Raw genomic sequence first — 20,215 nt, 5'->3', positions numbered from 1 at the left:
GACTGTGAATCATCAAGGCAATTGCTGGTTGATGATGTAGTTGGCGCTGAAGGTGCTGTTACCAGGGTGCAATAGGACGTTACCCAGCAACATATTCACATCGTTGGATGGGCCTGCAAAGATGGTAATACCGTCCATATTGATGTCCGTGGCTTGATAACCTGCCATGCGGTAGTTGGTACTGACCGACAGGTTTTCTTTTGCCAGCAGAACATCACCCAAGATCACGCCGGTGTCGTTGGATGGGCCGTTGGCAATCGCCCGAATATCCGTATTCGCGTTACCCGCCCACAACAGCGCAACCGTGCCGCCACTCGCCGTGATCCGGGATTCTTTCCCGTAAACCGTGGTGCTAGGCTTGGTGAAGTCAATGCTTGGCACGGCGTTGCCGGTAACGGTGACAGGCGTGGCAGTCATGACCCCCAAGTGGTTACGGTGGCGCACTGAAACGTGGTAGTTACCCGGCAGTAAGCCAGTCAACATCAGCGAAGTGCTGCCGGTTGCTGCATCCACAATGTCGCCATCCCGTTGTACCAAGCCCGCAATGCGTGCTTTGATGGTTGTCGGGGTAGTGGGGTCGCGCACTTCCACCAGTACCCAGTCAACCGGCGCATTGTTACCCGTAATGGCAAGCTGAGTCGCCGCCATTACTTCTTTGCCGATGTATTTGATGCTGCCGATATTGTACGGTTGGCTCAGCGGAATCAGTGCTTTGGTACGCAGGTCGTCTTGCATCAATTTGCTGGTGCTGTTGTAAGCGCCTTGCAACATGGCTTTGACTTGGATTTTGACCGCATCAACACTGGTGTCGAGGTAGTCTGGAATACCATCACCGTCACCATCGGTGGCATCCGTTGGGCTGCCGTCTTGGTTAGTGTCTGGTTTTTCATCCTTGGTTAAAATGCCATCGCCGTCATCGTCGGTATCCAGATAGTCGGGTTTACCGTCTTTGTCGGTGTCGTCATCCAGCGGCGTACCACTGTTGTAATTTTCGTGCTTGGTCAGGATGCCGTCGTTGTCATCGTCGTTATCCACGGCATTGGGCTTGCCGTCACCATCGGTATCAATGGGCTTGGTTGGGTCTGCACCGACTTCGGTTTTGTCGTCAATGCCGTCACCGTCGCTGTCTTTATTCAGCGGGTTGGTGCCTGCTTTAACTTCATCACCGTCTTTGAGGCCATCGCCGTCACTGTCCGGGTTTTTCGGATCAGTACCGAGTTTGGCTTCGTCTTCGTTGCTGACGCCATCACCATCCGGGTCGCCTTTCGGGCCGTTGGTTTCATCAATATCGAGGTAATCTGGCTTGCCGTCACCGTCGGTATCCACCGCGTCTATAGGGTTGCCGTCGCCGTTGGGGTCATTTTTCTCGTTTTGAGAAACTTTGCCGTCACCGTCGTCGTCATTGTCCAAATAGTCGGGTTTGGTGTCTTTGTCGGTGTCGTCATCGGTTGGCGTGCCGCCGTTATAGTTTTCGTTTTTGGTAAAAATGCCGTCGTTGTCATCGTCGGTATCCAGCGCGTTGGGCTTGCCATCATTATCAGTGTCAACCGGCTTGGTAGGATCCGCGCCGACTTCGGTTTTGTCATCAACACCATCACCGTCACTGTCTTTGTTCAGTGGGTTAGTACCGGCTTTGATTTCATCACCGTCTTTGAGGCCGTCACCGTCGGTATCCGGTTTCAGTGGGTCAGTGCCTTTGGTGATTTCTTCACCGTCTTTGAGACCGTCGCCATCAGTGTCCGGGTTTTTCGGGTCAGTACCTTTGGTAACTTCTTCGCCGTCTTTAATGCCGTCGCCATCAGTGTCGGGGTTTTTCGGATCGGTGCCTTTGGTAACTTCCTCGCCGTCTTTGAGGCCATCACCGTCAGTGTCGGGGTTTTTCGGATCGGTGCCGAGTTTGGTTTCGTCTTCATTAGTGACGCCGTCACCGTCTGGATCACCTTTAGGGCCGTCGGTGTCGTCTTTGTCCAAATAATCGGGCTTGCTATCACCATCGCTGTCTTTAGCATCGTCTGGGGAACCGTTTTTGTTCGGGTCGTTGTTTTCGTCTTTGGACAGTTTGCCATCGCCGTCATCGTCGGTATCCAGATAGTCTGGGGTTTTATCACCGTCGCTGTCGTCATCGGCTGGTGTGCCGCCGTTGTAGTTTTCGTTTTTGGTCAATACGCCGTCGTTGTCATCGTCAGTGTCTTTGGCATCGGGCGTACCATCCTTATCGGTATCGACAGGGTTTGCGGGATCAGCGCCGACTTCAATCTTATCGTTGATACCATCGCCGTCTGTATCCGGGTTGGTGGGGTCAGTACCGGCTTTGGTTTCGTCGGCGTTGCTTAGGCCGTCACCGTCGGTGTCACCTTTGGGGCCGTCTTTGTCGTTGGCATCCAAATAGTCGGGAATTTTATCGCCGTCGGTGTCGATCGCATCCGTGGGGGATTCGTTGTTGTCCGGGTCATTGCCTTCTGTCGCGGAAGGTTTGCCGTCGCCGTCGTCATCGGTATCCAAATAGTTGGGTGTGCCGTCGCCGTCGGTGTCGGTCATGCCGGTGGATGGGTTGGTATCACCATCGGTATTGGCATCTTCCGCGCCGGTTGGCAGGCCATCCCCGTCATCATCACGGTCTTGGAAATCGGGAATTTTGTCGCCATCCAAGTCCGGCAGGGTAGCCGCTTTGCCGCCATTGTCGGGGTCAAACGCATCGTCCAAACCGTCTTTGTCGGTATCTTTACCGGCGGGTACAACATCGGCTTTGCCATCGTGGTTAGCGTCATGGCCTTCGATGCTATCTAATACGCCATCGTTGTCACTGTCGTCATCACGGCTATCGGGCGTGCCGTCTTTGTCGGTATCGGTGACGCCAGCGCCTTCTGCGGTATCCAAAATGCCGTCGTTGTCGTCGTCGAGGTCGTCCGCGTCTTTAACGCCATCTTCGTCAGTGTCAGGGCGGCTATCTTCGTTATCCAAGTAGTCTGGAATTTTGTCACCGTCGGTGTCTTTGGCATCGGTTGGCGAGCCGTCGGTGTTGATGTCATTGTTTTCTTGTTTGGAAGGAATGCCGTCATTGTCATCATCCACGTCCAGATAGTCGGGGATTTTGTCGCCATCAGTATCATCATCCGCCGGGGTGCCACCGTTGTAATTTTCATTTTTGGTGAATACGCCGTCGCCATCGTCATCAGGATCCATGGCATTGATAACCGTGTCACCGTCGGTGTCAGTAGCAACGCCGCCGGGTGCTTCTACGCCGTCAGGAATGCCGTCAGCGTCAGAATCGGGATTCAGTGGGTTAGTACCGATGGCTTTTTCCACACCGTCTTTCAGGCCGTCATTGTCACTGTCTAAGCTGTCGCTACAGTCTGCTGCCGTGCCGTAATTGCCCAGATAGTTATTTTCATCGGAACCGCCCCAACCCAAGTTGGTGAATTGGTTGCCGGGGTTAGTGCCTTCGGAGTTGTTGCCGCCGCTCAATAGCGGTTTATTGAAAGGGTCATTTTGGTTGTCGATCAAGGCAACCGGCCCTAAACATTCGCCCGCGTTCGCGAAGTTGAAGACTTCTTTTTCTTCGCCCGCTTTCCACTGGAAAGCATCCGATTTGATCATATTCAAGCTGAACGACAAATAGTCGACGGAGGCATCTTCAACCGGCGCATCGACCCGTGAGTCATTTGACCAAATGGTATTGGTAACGGTGATAGCAGGGTCATCAACCGTGAATGCGCTGGCTCCCGTTGCGTGGGGAACGCGAATGGTGAATTGCCCCGTCATGCTCATGTCTTTAGGCGACGGTGTCGCGTTGGGTTTCATGAAAACATGGTAACGGTCATCTTTGGTATCCCAACGGATACTGTATTCCAAGGTTTGCGCCGCCCACGCACTGTTACCCGCGAGTAACAGGACGGAGGCGCTCAACCCAAGGTATTTGCGAAGTGTTGTGGAATGCATAAGTGGACTCTCTCGCTAATTTTTATAATGCTTAATCGAGTATTGCGTAAAACAACCGCCGTATTATTTTTTACAGCTAATCGCCTCGCCTTCATTGCCAGCGTAATGGTTGTCGCTGACTGAACCCCAACCTAAATTGGTGAACTGGTTGCCGGGATTGGTGTTGGCAGAGTTTGGCGCGGCATTAAACGCATCGTCTTTCGCCATCAGGGAAACGCCGTCGACACAGCCGTCTGCATTTTGGAAACTGAAAACGACTTGTTCTTTGCCTGCTTCCCAGTTGTAATTACGCGCGCTCGCGCCTTGCAAACCCACGAAAGAGAAGGAAATGTAGTCGCTTTTCGCGTCTTCTTTCGGTGCATCCACGCGGGAGGCTTCGACCCAGTTAGCACCTTCGACTGCGCTCGTCAGACCTGTCACGGCAAAGCCGCTGTCATGCGGGGCTTTGATGGTAACTTGCCCGGTCAAACTGATGTCCGGTTTTGGGGTGACAGACGGTTTCATCATGACTTGGTAGGTTTTGCCGTCTTCTGCCAAGGCGATTTTGTAAGTGAGGATGTCAGTCGCGGCGGCTTCTGCTTTCGGGGTTTTCGCTACTTTTGCGGTGTCGGCTGCCATCAGGCTGCCAGTTGTCAAAGCGATAGCCAGTGCGCTGCTCAGTGCCAATGCGTGACGTAGGGATTTAGTTGTTTTCATTAATGATCTCCTGTTGGGTTAGCCCATTGTTATGGTATAGCGATGATAAATGTTTTTAGATGCAAGTTAATTTTTTACTGATAAATGGCGAGGCAAGCCAGTCAGCCTTGCCTCGTCATGGGCGGCAGTTTAGTCGTCGGTATCTTCGTCTTCGCTCTTCGGCATTCTGCCCGGTGCAACATAGTTGGCGGCTGAAGTGGCATTGCTGGGGTGTAGCAATACATTGCCGATCAACAGGTTAATGTCATTGCCGGGGCCGGTGTACAGCGTAATACCATCCAAGTTCAGATCCGAACTGTAGTAACCGGGTAAGCGGAAATTGCTATTCACCTTGCTGTTGCTGTGATGCATTAACACCGTGCCTAATACCACGTTGGTGTCATTGCCGGGGCCATTAGCGATCAGGCTATTGTTGTTATTGGCTTCACCGGCCCATAACAAAGCGACGTCGCCCGTTTCCAAGCGTGCATTTTCACCGTTGACTGCAAAGCTTGGCAGGGTGAAATCCGTGGCGGTCAGCGTGGGTGATAACAAGATCGGGTCTTGGGTCATGACCCCCAAATGGTTGCGCTGGCGCAGGCTGACGTAATAGCTGCCTTCTGGCACATTTGGGATGCGCAAGTGGGCTTCATTACTCAACGGATCAGCAACGTCACCATCGCGTTGCAACAAAGCGGCTTTGGCAATGCTGCGGGCGCGTGGATTGGTAGCCGAACGCAATTCCACCAATACCCAGTCGACAATCGCGTTATCACCCGTGATGGCTAATATGGCTGGCGTCGTCACGTCTTTATTGCGGTATTTGAACGCCGTCAGACGGTCACTGAATGGCTGTGCCAATGGGATTAAACCTTGTTCGCGCAAGTCATCACGCATCAACCCGCTGGCACTGTCGTAAGCGCCTTGTAAGAAGCCGCGTACATGCAGCACCACGGTAGGTACTTCGTTGTTATCCAGGTAATCGGGAATACCGTCGGCGTCCATGTCGTAAGCTTCCAATGGGTTGCCGTCTTTATTTTTGTCGGCTTTTTCATCCTTGGTCAGCTTTTTGTCGCCGTCATCGTCGGTATCCAGATAATTAGGCTTGCCGTCACCGTCGGTGTCGAGTGCGTCATCGGGGGTTTTGTTGCCGTTAGCATCCGGTTTTTCGTATTTGGTGAGGATGCCGTCGCCGTCGTCATCGGTATCCAGCCAGTCGGGTTTGCCGTCTTTGTCGGTATCTTTGGGTACACCGGCATTTTTCTCGAAAGAATCCAGCAACCCATCGCCATCGTTGTCTTCATCCACGTCGATCACGTTGATAATGACATTCTGGGTGGTACAGGCATTTTCGGCATCACACGCTTGCACTTGCAACGCATAGGCGTTGTCTTTGTTGGCGTCGGCAGGTTTTTCATAATCCGGCGCGGTCTTGAAGCTGATCACGCCTGTGTTGCTGTCGAGGTTGAACAAGGCTAAATCTGCCCCGCCGCTGAAGCTGTAGGTCAGGCCGCTGACTTCGTTGTCTTTGTCGTCAGTGGTTTGCACATCCAGTGCCGTGCCAGTGCCATTTTCGCTGAAGGTCGTAGCAGCAGGGGATGAGAAAACCGGCGGCATGTTCGGAATACGCCAGTTAACTTCAACGCCCAGTTGCGGATAAGCAGTCAACACATTCGTAATGCCTGCATGAGCAGGACCGAAGTTGGCGTCATCGGTATCGATTGCATCATCCAAACCATCGCCATCCGTGTCGGTATTCGCAAGGGTTAAACCGGCTTCCTGCGTGTCATCTTCACCCGTGCCGTCGCTATTGGTATCCAAATAGTCGGGTTTGCTGTCACTGTCGGTATCGATCGGCATTAATCCGGCAGCGTAAACGTCATCCAAGCCGTCTTTATTGGCATCAATGCCGGAAGGGGCTTTAAAACCGGCGGTGGTTTGCGCTTCGATGTTGTCGGGAATGCCATCGCCGTCAGAATCGAGGTCAAGCTGATTGGGAATGCCATCGACATCCAGATCCGCGTTACCTTCGGTGGTGTTGGGAATGCCATCGCCGTCCAGATCCACGTCTTGGGTATCCGGTATGCTGTCTGCGTCGGTATCTTTGAGGATTTCGATGGTGAAGGTTTGCGTATCCGTGCCGTCATGCCCATCGTCTACTGTGACGATGACTTCGTAAGTGTTATCCCCGCTGCTCAGATACTTGGGCGCTGTTTTGAAGCCGAGTTCACCGCTGGTGCTGTCAATTTGAAACAGTGCCATATCTGCACCGCCAGCCAAGCTGTAGTTCAGGGCATCGGCAGTGTCGGTGTCGCTGGCATCCACATCGGTAACGCTTGGAATGCCTTCTGGTATTGCCAGCGTCACGGTTGCGCCCGCACCGTTGCTGTTAATGATGGGCTGCGCGTTGACTTTCACGGTGAAAGCATCGGTATTCTCATTGCCAGCCGGATCAGCCGTGGTAACACTCAGTGCATGATCGCCAATGGGCAGTGCGCTTGCGGGTGTACACGACCATGTGCCGCCGCTGGCAGTCGTGGTACAGACCGTTGCATTGCTGCTATCCGTTACGGTTATGTTGGTACCATCGGCAACGTCGGTTGTGCCAGAGAGTGTCGGGGTGGTGTCGTTGGTCAGGGCAATATCATTGCCGGTAATCGCAGGCAGTGTTTGATCAACCTGAATATCGTGATTGGCGGGTATGGCAGGATTGCCTGCGGCATCGCTGACATCGGCGGTAATGGTTTGTGTGCCATCCGCCAGTGCCGCTGCATCCGTTGCCGGTAAATTCACACTCCACGCGCCATTGTTCGCCGTGCCTGTGTAAGTTTTGCCATTCAATTTGACCGTGACGGTCTGACCATTTTCAGCATTGGTGCTGCCGGAAATCGCAATATCCGCGTCCGCTTCGGCATCGTTGATAATATCATCCGTACTCACGGCGCTGATCGTAATCACGGGTGCAGTGTCATCGGCGTCGGTGACAGTGATAATGAGCGCTTGGGTATCACTGCCACCATTTTTGTCGGTGGTGGTGACGGTGACTTGATACGTATTGTTGGCATTCGCAGAGGCGGGGGTTTCAAAGTCAGGCGCTGCAATAAAGGCCAGTTTGCCATCCGCGCCAATGCTGAATTTGGCGGCATCTGCGCCGCTGAGCGTGTAGGTCAGGTTGGTTTCTACGCCGTCTTCGCTATCGGTTGCCTCTACATCGCTGACGGCGGTGGTGTTTTCGGCGACTTCTAGCGTTAAGGGATTGCCACTGTTACTGGTAATGGTGGGCTGATGGTTGATTGTAGCGGTGAATTCGTCGCTGCCGGTATTGCCGGATGGGTCAGTCGTGGTAACAGTCAGAATGCTATTGCCTGCGGGTAAAGGCGTTGTGGGGGTGCAAGACCAGTTGCCGCCACTTGCCGTAGTGGTGCAAAGCGTTGCGTTGCTGCTATTCGTTACGGTTACGTTCGTGCCATTCGCCACATCGGTTGTGCCGGAAAGATCGGGGGTGGTGTCGTTGGTCAGGGCAACGTCATTGCCGCTAATCGTTGGGGGCGTTTTGTCGACGGTAATGTTGCGAGTTGCCTGGGGAGCAACATTGCCTGCGGCATCGCTGACATCGGCGGTAATGGTGTGGCTGCTTTCTGCCAACAGTGCGGCGTCTGCAAGGGGAACGGTTACGCTCCAAGTGCCGCCAGTGACGTTGCCGGTGTAGCTTTTGCCATTGAGTACCACGGTGACGGTTTGCCCGTTTTCCGCATTGCTGGTGCCGGTGATGGCGACATTCGCACTGGTTTCAGCGTTATTGAGTATGTCGTCACTGGTGACAGTGTTAATGGCAACAGTGGGTGGAATTTCGTCGATGTCGGTCACGCTGATTTGAAGCGCTTGCGTGTCGGTTGCGCCGCCTGCATCCGTGACTGTCACCGTGACGTTGTAAACATTATCGCTCCCGGCATCTAACGGTGTTTCAAAGTCTGGCGCGGCTTTGAATACCACTGCGCCATCTGCACCGATAGTGAATAGGCTGGCATCAGCGCCGCTCAATGCATACGTGAGGTTGGTTTCGGCGCCGTTTTCAGCATCGCTGGCATCAATATTGGTGACAGCCGTGGTGCTTTCGGGAATATTGACGGCAAGCGCCGCTCCGCCATTGCTGCTGATGACGGGGGGCGCATTATCAACCGGGGTTAGGGTCAGCGTCGCGGTATCATCTTCGTTCGGAAATGCGCCGCTATTGAACGGGGTGGAATCAAAGTCTTCGTGTAACGCGAATAGAATTTCGCCGGAAGGCTTATAGCTGGCAGCACTGCCCACTTGTAAGGTAAATGTGATCGACTTGCTGTTGTTGGCGGGTACAGTACCCACATCCCATACCGCATTGCTGGCGTTGTAAGCAGCACCGCCGTTATGACTCAGAACGGTGACGCCCGCAGGCCATTGCAATTGGGTTTGCACCAATTCTGAATCCAGTACACCCGATTTATTGATGGCAGTGTAGGTGACATCGACCGTGCCATTTTTACCGGGGGTCAGCGTGCTGGCGGCGGCGGATAATTCCATGTCGATCGGGCGTGAGTCGGTACTGGTGAGCCATTTGAAAAAAGCACCAGAGTCCAATGCCGCGTCCCCCGCGTCGGCTAAGGCAAGCTTGACGTGATAGGTTTGACCGGCAGTTAAGCCCCCTAAGGAGGCGGTAATAGGTTTGGAGAAACCATCCAATTGCGAGTTAGCGTTACCCGTGCCGTTGCCATTGTCATTGAAGTAGGCCGAGTTACCGAGTTTGCAATCAATACCAGCTTGCGCATTGGCACCGGCAACCCCCACATTCAGGTTATTAACCGTGATGGCATCGTTTGTATTGGGGATGAATGCGGCATTTTGTGTGGTGCTAAAACCTGGGCCAGAAACAAACAAACCAAATGCATCGTTAAATTGGCTACAAACGTATTCTGGGTACTCCTCCGAGCCAAACGACAACACAAAGTTTACTTTGTCGCCAACGGGAACAATGTCAAATTCAATAATGGCGGGGTCATTGACGGCATTTGCGCTTAACTGGGTTAAATCGGGGTCGGGATATGTAGCGCCACCGCTTGCTGTGAAAGCGGGGTTGTTATTCGGCCCAAGCAGTGTCTCTGTGCTACCCGTGTTAATAAACACGCCGTTTTGGATGCCAATGACCGGGCCTACACCGGCGGACTCAGTGCCGCCTGCAAACGTACCGTATTGCCCCGCAAGCCCGTTGGTGATGACAAGATTGCTAATCGAAAGACCAGGGCCATCGAGTGATGCTGAAATTTCCGGTGGTGTTGCACTTTGATTGAGGGTTAAACCGGCATAAGCAGTGGTGGCGTGCAACGTTGTCATTGCTCCCGCGATGCCTAGGAAGAAACGTAAGCGCCAGAGGTGCGATGCTTGGCGTGGTGAGTGATGCATGAGGGCTTCTCCTGCCGAATGGGATTATTGTTATTTCAGAGAATTGGGTTTGAAACACATGGTTTTTATTAATTAATGTGATTATCGGTTTTTTTTGCTATAGGCGGCAATATTATTCTGATGGATGGTGAACGCAAAAATGGCCTGAATCTCGCGATCCAAGCCATTCGTTTTCATCGTCAAGCGTTGTTAGCGGTCACGGCTATTTGGGAATAGCCCCCAGCAGGATGTAGTTGGCAGCAAACAGATTATTGCCCGGATGCAGCAACACATTCCCCAACAACAAGTTAATGTCATTGCTGGGGCCGGAATAGAGGCTAATGCCATCCAAGTTCAGGTCGGTGACATGGTAGCCTTTCAAACGGAAGTTGCTGTTGGTCAGCAAATTGGTCGGGTGCATTAACACCGTTCCCAACACCACGTTAGTGTCGTTGCCGGGGCCGTTGGCAATGATGCTATCGCTATTGTTGGCTTCACCTGCCCACATGAGTGCTGCATCCTTACCCACCAAGCGCGGATAGCTGCCCATCACGGTTTGCGATTCCAGCGTGAAATCCACCGCCGTCAACGTGGGTGATAGCAGCATCGCATCCAGCGTGGTCAAGCCCAGATGGTTGCGATGGCGCAGGCTCACGTAATACTGACCTTCCACCACATTCGGAATCAGCAACTTCGCTTCGTTGGTTTGTGGGTTAGCCACGTCACCGTCACGTTGCAAGACTGCTGCTGCTCTGGCAACCACGGTTTTGGGCGAGGTTTTGCTGCGCAATTCCACCACGACCCAATCCACAGGGGCGTTGGCATCGTCGAGTGTCAGCAATGACGGGGCTAGGGCTTCCGTACCCGCATAACCCAATGACGTGACCGCATTGCTGTAAGGCTGTACGGCTGGAATTAACCCTTGCTTACGCAAATCGTCGCGCATCAACCCATCAACCGTGCTGTAAGCCCCTTGCAAGAAACCGCGCACATGCAAGACCACGGTGGGGATTTCGTTCGCGTCTAAGTAGCTCGGAATGCCATCCGCGTCTGCGTCATACGCATCAATCGGGTTGCCATCCTTGTTCTTGTCGGCTTTTTCATCGGCGGTTAGCTTGCTGTCACCGTCGTCATCGCTGTCGAGGTAGTTGGGCTTGCTGTCGGTGTCGGTATCCAACGCATCGCTGGGGTTGCCATTCGCATCCGCATCCGGTTTTTCGTATTTGGTGAGAATGCCGTCGTTGTCGTCATCCACATCCAGCCAGTTGAATTTGCCGTCCGCGTCGGTATCGGTGGCATCGGTTGGATTGCCGTTGCCGTCCTTATCCGCCATTTCGTACATCGTTAGCACGCCGTCGCCGTCATCGTCGGTATCCAGCCAATCCGCAATGCCATCCTTGTCGGTGTCGCGTTGGTCAGCCGGGTTGCCGTCTTTGTTCGGGTCAGCTTGTTCGTATTCGGTCAACAAGCCGTCGTTGTCGTCGTCAGCGTCGAGGGTATCGACAATACCGTCTTTGTCGGAATCACGTTTGCCTGCCGGATCTTCGTATTGGCTGAGTACGCCGTCACCGTCGTCGTCGTTATCCAGATAGTCGGGTAACAAGTCGCCGTCGGTATTGCGGGCATCGTCCGGGTTCAGGTCGCCGTTGGCATCCGGCAATTCTTCTGCCGTGGGTGTGCCGTCGTTGTCATCGTCGGTATCGAACGCATCCGCCGTGCCGTCAGCATCGGTATCCGCTGGTGTGGTCGGGTCAGCACCAACTTCCGCGCCGTCATTCACGCCATCGCCGTCGGTATCGGGTTTCAGCGGATCGGTTTTGGACTTGTTCACCTCGTCGCTGTCGCTGAGGCCGTCCGCGTCGGTGTCCGTTTTCAGCGGATCAGTTTTCAGGGTGTTGACTTCTTCACCGTCATTCAGGCCGTCGCCGTCGGTATCCGCTTCCCAGCGGTCAGTGCCGAGTTCTGCTTCTTTGGAATCCATCAAGCCGTCGCCGTCGTTGTCTTCATCCACGTCTACCACGTTGATGACGATGGTTTGTTCGCTGCAACCGCCTTCGGAATCGCAGGCTTTCACGGTCAGGATGTAAGAGTTGTCGCCTGCACCCACTGGTTTGTCGATCGGCTTCTCATAGTCAGGCACGAGCTTGAATTTGATGTCGCCGGTTTTTGCATCAATGGTGAAACGCGCATCGTCATCGGAACCGACAATGCTGTAACCAATGCCCAGTGCGGCTTCGGTGTTCTTGTCGTCGGTGATTTCCACGTTCAAGACCACAGCGGTACTGTTTTCATCGAAAGTAGCGGCTGCTGGGGACGTGAAAACTGGCGGAGTATTCGGGACACGCCAGCCCACTTCAGTACCGGTTTTCGGGTAAGCCGCGAGTACATCGGTAATGCCTGCATTGGCGGGGCCAAAGCGGGTGTCATCGCTGTCAATCACATCATCCAGACCGTCTTTATCCGCATCCACACCCAGTAAAACTGGCACATCGGATTCGGTATTGTCATCGCCGCCGGTATTTTCGGAGTCGTTGTCGATGTAGTCTGGTTTACCATCACTTTCAGTATCGACTGGGGTCAGACCCGCGCCGTAAGCATCATCCGCGCCGTTTTTATCCGCATCCACACCGGACGGTGCTTTGAAACCAGCGGTGGTTTGCGCTTCGATATTGTCGGGAATGCCGTCGCCGTCAGAGTCCAAATCCCACTGGTTTTGGATGCCGTCAGTGTCGGTGTCGGCTGTGCCTTCCACGCTGTTGAGGATGCCGTCGCCGTCTACGTCGAGGTCGTTTTTGTCGCCTACGCCGTCAAGATCGGTATCTTTCAGCACGGTGATGGTCAGCAGTTTTTTGGTGACAACGCCTTCCACATCGGTTGCGGCGACTTCCACCAGATAGGTGTTGTTGCCATCTTTATCGGTGGGGGCAGCAAAGCTGGGGATGGCTTTGAAGGTCAGCACGCCGGTTGCTGGGTCGATGGCAAACAGCACCATGTCATCGCCGCCGGTCATGCTGTAGACCAGTTTGTCGCCTTCGGTATCGGTGTCGTCGGTCGCCGCAAGGTCAACGGCTGGTGCAGTCGATCTTTCCACGTAATCCAACGCAGCAGGATTCGGAATGACGGGGGCTGCATTCACCAAACGCCAGTACACGTTCGTGCCGTTGTCGGGGTAGGCTGCCAGTACGTCGGTAATGCCTGCGTTGGCAGGGCCGAAACCGGCATCGTTGCTGTCGATGCCATCATCCAGACCGTCGTTGTCCGTATCCGCATCTGTGAGGGTAATGCCTGCTTCGCCGGTATCGTTTTTGCCGCTGTTGTCTGCATCCGTATCCAGATAGTCGGGAGTATCCGCACCATCCGTATTGATTGGGGTTAGCCCCGCGCCGTAGGCATCATCCAGACCGTTTTTATCCGTATCTATGCCGGATGGGGCGGTGAAGCCTGCGGTGGTTTGCGCTTCGATATTGTCAGGAATGCCGTCGCCGTCAGAATCCAGATCGAACTGGTTGGCAATGCCGTCGTTGTCGGCGTCTGCTGTGCCTTCTACGCTATTGAGGATGCCGTCGTTGTCAGAATCCAGATCGTTCTTGTCGCCGATGCTGTCGCCATCGGTATCTTTTAGCACGGTGATGGTCAGCAGTTTTTTGGTAATAACGCCTTCGCTGTCAGTCGCCGCCACTTCCACCAGATAAGTGTTGTTGCCGTCTGCATCGGTAGGGGTAGCAAAGCTGGGTGTGGCTTTAAAAGTCAGCACACCTGTTACGGTGTCGAAAGTAAACAGGGCTGCGTCATCGCCGCCGGTTACGCTGTAGACCAGCTTGTCGCCTTCGGTATCGGTGTCGTCGGTCGCTGCAAGATCAACGGCTGGGGCAGTGGTTTTTTCCACGTAGTCGATAGCCGCAGGATTTGGGATGACTGGCGCAGTATTAATTGCCCGCCAGTTTACCTGTGTGTCAACTTTCGGATAAGTCCCCAATACGTCGGTAATGCCTGCATTGGCAGAGCCAAAACTGGCATCATCTGCGTCAATCGCATTATCCAACCCATCGCCGTCGGCATCTGCGTTCGCCAAGGCAAGTTTGGCTTCTGCCGTGTCGTTTGCGCCGCTGTTATCGGAGTCGGTGTCCAGATAATCCGGCGTGTCTGTGCCGTCAGTATTGACAGGGGTTAGACCTGCGCCGTAGGCAGTGTCTACGCCGTTCGCACCCACTGTGCCAGCGGGTTGTTTGTAACCGGCGGTGGTTTGCGCTTCGATATTGTCAGGAATGCCATCGCCGTCGGAATCGAGGTCGAACTGGTTGGCAATGCCGTCACTATCCGCATCTGCCGTGCCTTCCACACTATTGAGGATGCCGTCACCGTCTGTGTCGAGGTCGTTGACATCCGGTACGCCATCTTTGTCGGTGTCGGTATCATTGGTGGCATCGCGGAAATCAGGCTCATTGTCCTTATCAATATTGGGTAAGGTTATAGCACCCGTATCCAGTGAACCATTAGGGTCAGCGTAGGTTGCGTTGGCGTTGATATTGCCGGATTCTGTTTGGTCGTCTGTGCTGTCATTATCAGAATCAGTATCTAAATAGTCAGCAGTATCCGCGTTATCGGTGTTGACGGGTGTTAAGCCAGCACCGTAGGCAGAATCCAACCCATTGTTTGCCGCTGCATCACCTTTCGGCGCAATATAGTTTAAGGTGGTTTGCGCTTCTACGTTGTCAGGTATGCCGTCATTGTCGGAATCAAGATCAAAGTCATCATCAAGACCGTCATTGTCGTGGTCGCATGACGTTTGCGTACTCGGATCGGGTGGAATTCTACGCCCTTCTATCCAGATGATGCCGATAAAGTCAAAAATATGGCTACTGGATGATGCAAAAGCGATGGAAGTTGACCCTTGCGCAACGTTATTTTTGATGTCCCATTTTTCGCTGGTGGTTGAAAATACGTCGGCATCATCACCAATCGTCCACAATTGTCCATTGGCTAATAGGCCATCATCATAGCCACCAGCAACGGTTGATACGGTTGTACCATTGACTTTTATGGTAGAAACTTGTGGGTCGCCAGCAGCCGGGTCGCCAACACTGAAGCTAATGCCCATACCTGCTTTGAGAGCATAGTCAGGATGCGTGGTGTCAATCGGAAGTGTGGGGACGGTAACAGTTTGACCATCCGATGTACGTACTGAGGTGAATTTTAATGCCACCATCCCGTCCACAATGTTTGGATTGTTCCATACCACGATTAAAGCCGTTCCCTCACTGTTGGCAGGCGTGGTTTCTGATAATTGGATGCTGGATGCGCCAGTGGGAAGCGCGTCAATGATGCTACCTACCTGATTGGTTATCTCGCCCCATTTGTTGACTACGCTAGGTGAACCACTAACAGCAGAGGATGTTTCCGTATGGTCAAGTGTGACATTAACGCCATTTACCTTCATTTCTGATGTCGCATTGCCAAATCCCGTACCGGCAGAAAAGGCGTAAACAGCCGCCACCGTTGCGCCCACAGGTTTATTGATGGTGATGCTGTTGGTGTCATACGTACCATCAACAGACATGGAAACTTCACCGCTAAAAATCAATGTACCATCAGGCTTTTCAAAAGGTGTTGCGCCCGCCTTTGTTGGTTTTGCTGGACATTCTGTCAAGTCAGCAATGCCATCGTTGTCATCGTCGAGGTCAGTGGTGTCGGGGATGCCGTCACTGTCAGTGTCACCGTCAGCATCCGTTTCATTTATGTCGGTGACGTTGACGGTCAAGGTTTGTACCGCACAGGTAGAGGCACTGTCACAGACTTTAATTTCCAGACTATAAGCATTGTCCGCGCCATTATCGGCAGGTGCTTCGTAATCGGGTGGTGTTTTGAAGGTAATTTCACCGTTGTTTACATTGATATTGAACAGGGCGTTATCGGTGCCGCTATTGGTCAAACTATAAGTCAAGCCATTGCCTTCGCTATCCTTGTCATCGTCGGCTTGTACATTCAGCACCACACCACTGGCGTTTTCGGTAAAGGTTGCGGCGGCGGGTGAGGTAATGGTTGGGGCAAGATTAGCGGGCGCATCGTTAGCATCCAACCAGTTCGGAATGCCGTCGTTATGGCTGTCACTTGTTCCCTCATCCTTGTCCAGCTTGGTGTCCCCATCGCTGTCATCGTCAAGAAAGTTGTAGATACCGTCATTATCCACATCCAAATCGGGTTTACCGTCAGCGTTAATGTCTGTGCCGCCTTCGAGGTCGTCACTAATCCCGTCACCGTCGGTATCACTTGTGCCTGCAACGGTGATCGGCCCGCAATCGGTGGTGAATTCAATTTTGGTGGGGATGGAACTGACTGTGCCGTTATTAACCCAGCTTGCCAGTTTGAGGATTTGCCCTGTGCCGCCTTTGAGTTCACCTGTGATCGTCAAGGTGGAGACTTCTTGTAAGGTGCCGCCAGCGGCTAAGTCCATTACTCCGCCACTGCTGACGGTAACGGCTTGGCAGTTCATATCTTGAATTGCGCTTGCGCCAATCGTGTGGGTTGTGCCGTCGCCAATGATTTGATCCGCGTAAGCAATATGTGGTATTGCCAGCACTGCCAGCAATACCGAGACGGACGTTAATAAGGCGGGTTTGCCGCGAGTGGGCGAGTCAGCCGCTAAAAATTTGTTCATAAATGCGCACCTGCTTAATTGTTATAATTTGTGTAAAAAGGCAGGGGCAACGCGCCCCCGCCGATGCGTTGGTTTATTTCAATTTCGCTTCGAGTGCGTCGATGCGCTGTTGCTGCGCGTCGATTTGTGCCTGCTGCTCTTTCATGCCTTCGATCAGCAGTGCCACCAAGTTGGCGTAAGCCACGCTTTTGGTTTTATCGGCATCATCAGTCGTTTCTACGACTTCGGGCATGACCTTTTCTACCTGTTGGGCAATCAAACCCAATTGCGTGTCAGTGTCATTGTTTTTGGCATCTTTCCATTTAAAGGTAACACCTTGTAGTTGTTTAACCTTTTCCAGAGCGTCTGAAACGGGTTTGATTTCTTCTTTTAAGCGCTCGTCTGAGCTTTGTGTCAGTGTTCCTTTGAGTGTTGCGTTGCCATTTTCAAGAATCTTCAACAGCTCTACGGTAGCGCCCGCACTTCTGGTGAGAAATTTATGTGCGCCAGTCGTGCCATTATCGACTGAATCAATAACATAATTGATGTGGTTTTGGCTCATGAGTGTTGTGCCGACACCGTAACCTATGTCATAACCCATACCGTTGGCTACGTTTTGCAATTCAAATAGATTGGTGGATTCGATACGAACATTGCCACCACGTACATCCACTTTTTCGGTGGGTGTGACCGTGCCGATACCAATATTACCAGTAGAAGAATGGACGGTCAGACCATTGCTGAGTGAATTCAGGCTGCCTGTCAGGTGAATAGCGCGAGTCGCATCATCTCCACCGGGAGCAATGATGAGTTTATCTGCATTGGTGAACAGTGTTGCACTGTTAGGGTTGAGCGTGGCATTAGGCGAATTCATTGCCAGCAACGCAGTTTTGCTTGCATTTGCAACACCGAGCCGTGCGCTTGCATCAGCACCAGTATTGGGGTTTCCGACCACAATAGCAGTCATTCCAGCGTGATCTTTCTCAACGTGTAATAAGCTAGTTGGCGCAGTTGTACCAATGCCGACGTTACCCGTAGCATCAATGACGATGCCTTCTGTACCGCCATTGCCGACCAGTTTGTTGGCGGCGAGGTCTATGTTCTGCGTGGCGGTGTGGTTGCCGAGGTTGTCGGCAGTACCACCGCCGCCAGCCAGTTGCAGGATAGTTTTGCAGTTTTCGCCGTTTTCGTCGCAATAGCTGCTCGCGCCGATTGCACCTTCTACATCCAGCTTGAGAACTTTGCCGCCGTTGGCAGTGCCATTGCTGGGGACTGTTGTGCCGATACCGATATTACCCGACGGCATGATGTTTAAATAATCGGTACGGTTGCCTGCACCGAGGCGTAATTCTGCGCCGTTACCTGTTTTGATCGTTCCCACTTTTTGGGTACGCAGGTATAAGCCGGTGTTTTGCGTGAGTACATCACTCCCTGAAACGGTCAGGGTATGTTCGGACGAGGCATTTTGTGTAATCCATACTGCTGCATCATTGTCAATAGCGGTTGCATCCACAATGTCTAAGGTTCGAGCAGGAGTGGCAGTGCCGATACCGACATTGCCGTCGCCATTGACGCGCATGAGTTCTGTGCCTGCGGGTTGGTCGACGGTGAAAGCGTCAGCAGCAGCGGGTAAGCTAATCTCTACATCTCCGGCAAAAGCAGGGGCAGCGCATAAAATGGATTGGATGGTGGCAGCCAGCAAGATTTTTTTAGTATTCATAATGTGTCTCGTCTTTATTGGATATTTTAAGTAATTATTATTATTTTGACGGATGGGTGATTTCTCAAGACTCGTCATATCATCCATAAACTTTTTACTGACGGCAATAAAAAGCGGATTAGTGGATGTTTTTTGCTTGTAATGTGAGGAGTGAAAGGGAATCGGCAGGCATTCAGTTGGAGCGTGCTACAATCGCGGCATTCAATCAACCAACACGGAAAACAATGACAGCAAACACTTCAGAGCATAATGACCAGCCACCCAAAAAACGCCGTTGGCCACGCTGGTTGCTAGAAGCCCTGATTATCCTCACTATTATTTTCGGGGTACGCACTTGGCAGCAGCGCGGAATGCTCGACGGCGAAGCCCCGGATTTTGAACGCACTGCCTTGAATGGTGACGTCATCCACCTTGATAATTACCGTGGCAAGCCCGTATTGCTGCACTTTTGGGCAAGTTGGTGTCCGATGTGCGAATTGGAACAAGGCAGCATTAGCGGCATTGCTAAAGACTGGAAAGTGATCACGATTGCGTTTCAATCGGGTGGCGCTGAGGAAGTGCAGCGTTACATGGAACGCGAAAAAATCACCGAGTGGGTCACGATCGTGGATGAAGATGGCTCATTATCGGGGCAATACGGCATCAAAGGCGTGCCTACCAGTTACGTGCTAGATGAAGAAGGCATCATTCGTTTCCGCGAAGTCGGGCTAACCTCCGGCTGGGGTTTACGCTTACGTCTGTGGATGGCAGACTGGTTGGTTTAAAACGCTTGCCATAACAACAACAATCCCAGCCCCACTATCAGCAAACCGGCGACCCGTTTCACGGTTTGGTTGCGGGTAAATTTTGCAAGCTTCGCCGCCGCCGCGCCCATCAGCAACAGATTCGGCAAGGTCCCCAATCCAAACGCCAGCATTAGCAACGCACCCTTGGCGACACTGCCCGCCGATAACGTCCAAATCAGCACGCTGTACACCAAGCCGCACGGCAACCAGCCCCACACAAACCCCAGTGGCAACGCTTTTGCAGGGGAATTCACTGGCATGAAACGCCGCCCCAACGGTTCAATGTGCCGCCATAAGGTGCGCCCCGCGTTTTCCACTTGCGCCACACCTGCCCAGATACCCGCCAAATACAGCCCCAGCGCGATGGTAAATAAGGCGGCGAACACTTGCAGACCGTGCCGCACACTGTCCAACCCGCCCAATGACAGGAATGCCGCGCCTATACCGCCTGCCAATGCCCCCGCAAGCGTATACCCGCCGATACGCCCGGTGTTGTACGCCAGCAAGATGGGGAATAGGGTAGCAGGATGATTGCGTTGTGCAGCGGGTAAACTAAATGTCAAGGCGCTGACAATGCCGCCACACATGCCGAGGCAGTGGACGCCGCCCAACAACCCGACCAGAAAAGCCGCCAAGTAACTGGAATGGTTTAACCAGTCCCATGCCATCAATTCAGCGTCTGCCGTGCCTGATAATGGTCGCCAGCAAAGCCGGTGAAAAAGTTTTCCAGCAAGGGGTGTTCAACTGGCTCGACCGTTTCCTCGGCTTCCAGATTGCGTTCGGCAACGTAAGCGACGCGCCCATCTTGATCAATCAAGACGTGATACCACGGTTCTTCTTTGGTCGGGCTACCGGCTTCCACGTTTTTCTGAAACCATTCTTCGGTGCCTTTGAAATCGGGGTCAACGTCGAAAATGACGCCACGATAGTTAAACAGGCGGTGATGGATCACCTGACCAATGCCGAATGACGCGGTTCTTTCTTCCATCATGACAATTCCTCACTATTTTTCATAATCATAAGCTATCACCAATATGCGGCTACTGCGGG

General features: G+C 53.0%; 8 protein-coding genes. 1 reads left to right on the top strand and 7 read right to left on the bottom strand.

The genetic code is table 11. From position 1 onward, the window contains the following. Positions 1-12: 12 nt before the first annotated feature. The 5 genes from HMY34_RS06945 to HMY34_RS06925 all read right to left on the bottom strand — a co-directional run bounded on the left by HMY34_RS06945 (position 13) and on the right by HMY34_RS06925 (position 18,380). Positions 13-3,939 (bottom strand): hypothetical protein, encoded by a 3,927-nt coding sequence (locus HMY34_RS06945; RefSeq protein WP_202718540.1) that lies wholly within the window; start codon positions 3,937-3,939, stop codon positions 13-15. A 63-nt stretch (positions 3,940-4,002) separates the two neighbouring features. Beyond that, on the bottom strand, positions 4,003-4,635 hold the full coding sequence (locus HMY34_RS06940) for a cadherin (protein ID WP_202718539.1): 633 nt from the start codon (positions 4,633-4,635) through the stop codon (positions 4,003-4,005). Positions 4,636-4,764: 129 nt separating this feature from the next. After that, entirely contained in the window at positions 4,765-10,047 is a 5,283-nt protein-coding gene (locus HMY34_RS06935; protein ID WP_202718538.1) for a choice-of-anchor L domain-containing protein, read from the bottom strand. Positions 10,048-10,249: 202 nt separating this feature from the next. Next, complete coding sequence (locus HMY34_RS06930; protein ID WP_202718537.1) at positions 10,250-16,681, bottom strand: cadherin repeat domain-containing protein; 6,432 nt, start codon at positions 16,679-16,681, stop codon at positions 10,250-10,252. Positions 16,682-16,754: 73 nt separating this feature from the next. Further along, on the bottom strand, positions 16,755-18,380 hold the full coding sequence (locus HMY34_RS06925) for a tail fiber domain-containing protein (RefSeq protein ID WP_202718536.1): 1,626 nt from the start codon (positions 18,378-18,380) through the stop codon (positions 16,755-16,757). Positions 18,381-18,604: 224 nt separating this feature from the next. Here HMY34_RS06925 and HMY34_RS06920 point away from each other — a divergent pair, with 224 nt between their 5' ends. Then, on the top strand, positions 18,605-19,144 hold the full coding sequence (locus tag HMY34_RS06920) for a protein disulfide oxidoreductase (protein WP_202718535.1): 540 nt from the start codon (positions 18,605-18,607) through the stop codon (positions 19,142-19,144). Here HMY34_RS06920 and HMY34_RS06915 read toward each other — a convergent pair. Further along, complete coding sequence (locus HMY34_RS06915; RefSeq protein WP_202718534.1) at positions 19,141-19,833, bottom strand: sulfite exporter TauE/SafE family protein; 693 nt, start codon at positions 19,831-19,833, stop codon at positions 19,141-19,143. The two genes, HMY34_RS06920 and HMY34_RS06915, sit on opposite strands and share 4 nt — an antisense overlap. Beyond that, entirely contained in the window at positions 19,833-20,156 is a 324-nt protein-coding gene (gene hspQ, locus HMY34_RS06910) for a heat shock protein HspQ (RefSeq protein WP_202718533.1), read from the bottom strand. Before hspQ ends, HMY34_RS06915 begins: the two co-directional genes overlap by 1 nt. Positions 20,157-20,215: the final 59 nt, after the last annotated feature.

It is taken from the genome of Thiothrix subterranea, assembly GCF_016772315.1.
In the GTDB taxonomy this organism is placed as follows: Bacteria; Pseudomonadota; Gammaproteobacteria; order Thiotrichales; family Thiotrichaceae; genus Thiothrix; species Thiothrix subterranea.
The sequence above is the reverse complement of the archived record's forward strand: the minus strand, read 5'-3'. Positions and strand labels throughout refer to the sequence as shown.

Bases quoted from the DNA above. Each gene is read 5' to 3' on its own strand.
- HMY34_RS06920 (WP_202718535.1), top strand. From the start codon at position 18,605: ATGACAGCAAACACTTCAGAGCATAATGACCAGCCACCCAAAAAACGC.
- HMY34_RS06945 (WP_202718540.1), bottom strand. From the start codon at position 3,939: ATGCATTCCACAACACTTCGCAAATACCTTGGGTTGAGCGCCTCCGTC.
- HMY34_RS06930 (WP_202718537.1), bottom strand. From the start codon at position 16,681: ATGAACAAATTTTTAGCGGCTGACTCGCCCACTCGCGGCAAACCCGCC.
- HMY34_RS06940 (WP_202718539.1), bottom strand. From the start codon at position 4,635: ATGAAAACAACTAAATCCCTACGTCACGCATTGGCACTGAGCAGCGCA.
- HMY34_RS06935 (WP_202718538.1), bottom strand. From the start codon at position 10,047: ATGCATCACTCACCACGCCAAGCATCGCACCTCTGGCGCTTACGTTTC.
- HMY34_RS06925 (WP_202718536.1), bottom strand. From the start codon at position 18,380: ATGAATACTAAAAAAATCTTGCTGGCTGCCACCATCCAATCCATTTTA.
- hspQ (WP_202718533.1), bottom strand. From the start codon at position 20,156: ATGATGGAAGAAAGAACCGCGTCATTCGGCATTGGTCAGGTGATCCAT.
- HMY34_RS06915 (WP_202718534.1), bottom strand. From the start codon at position 19,833: ATGGCATGGGACTGGTTAAACCATTCCAGTTACTTGGCGGCTTTTCTG.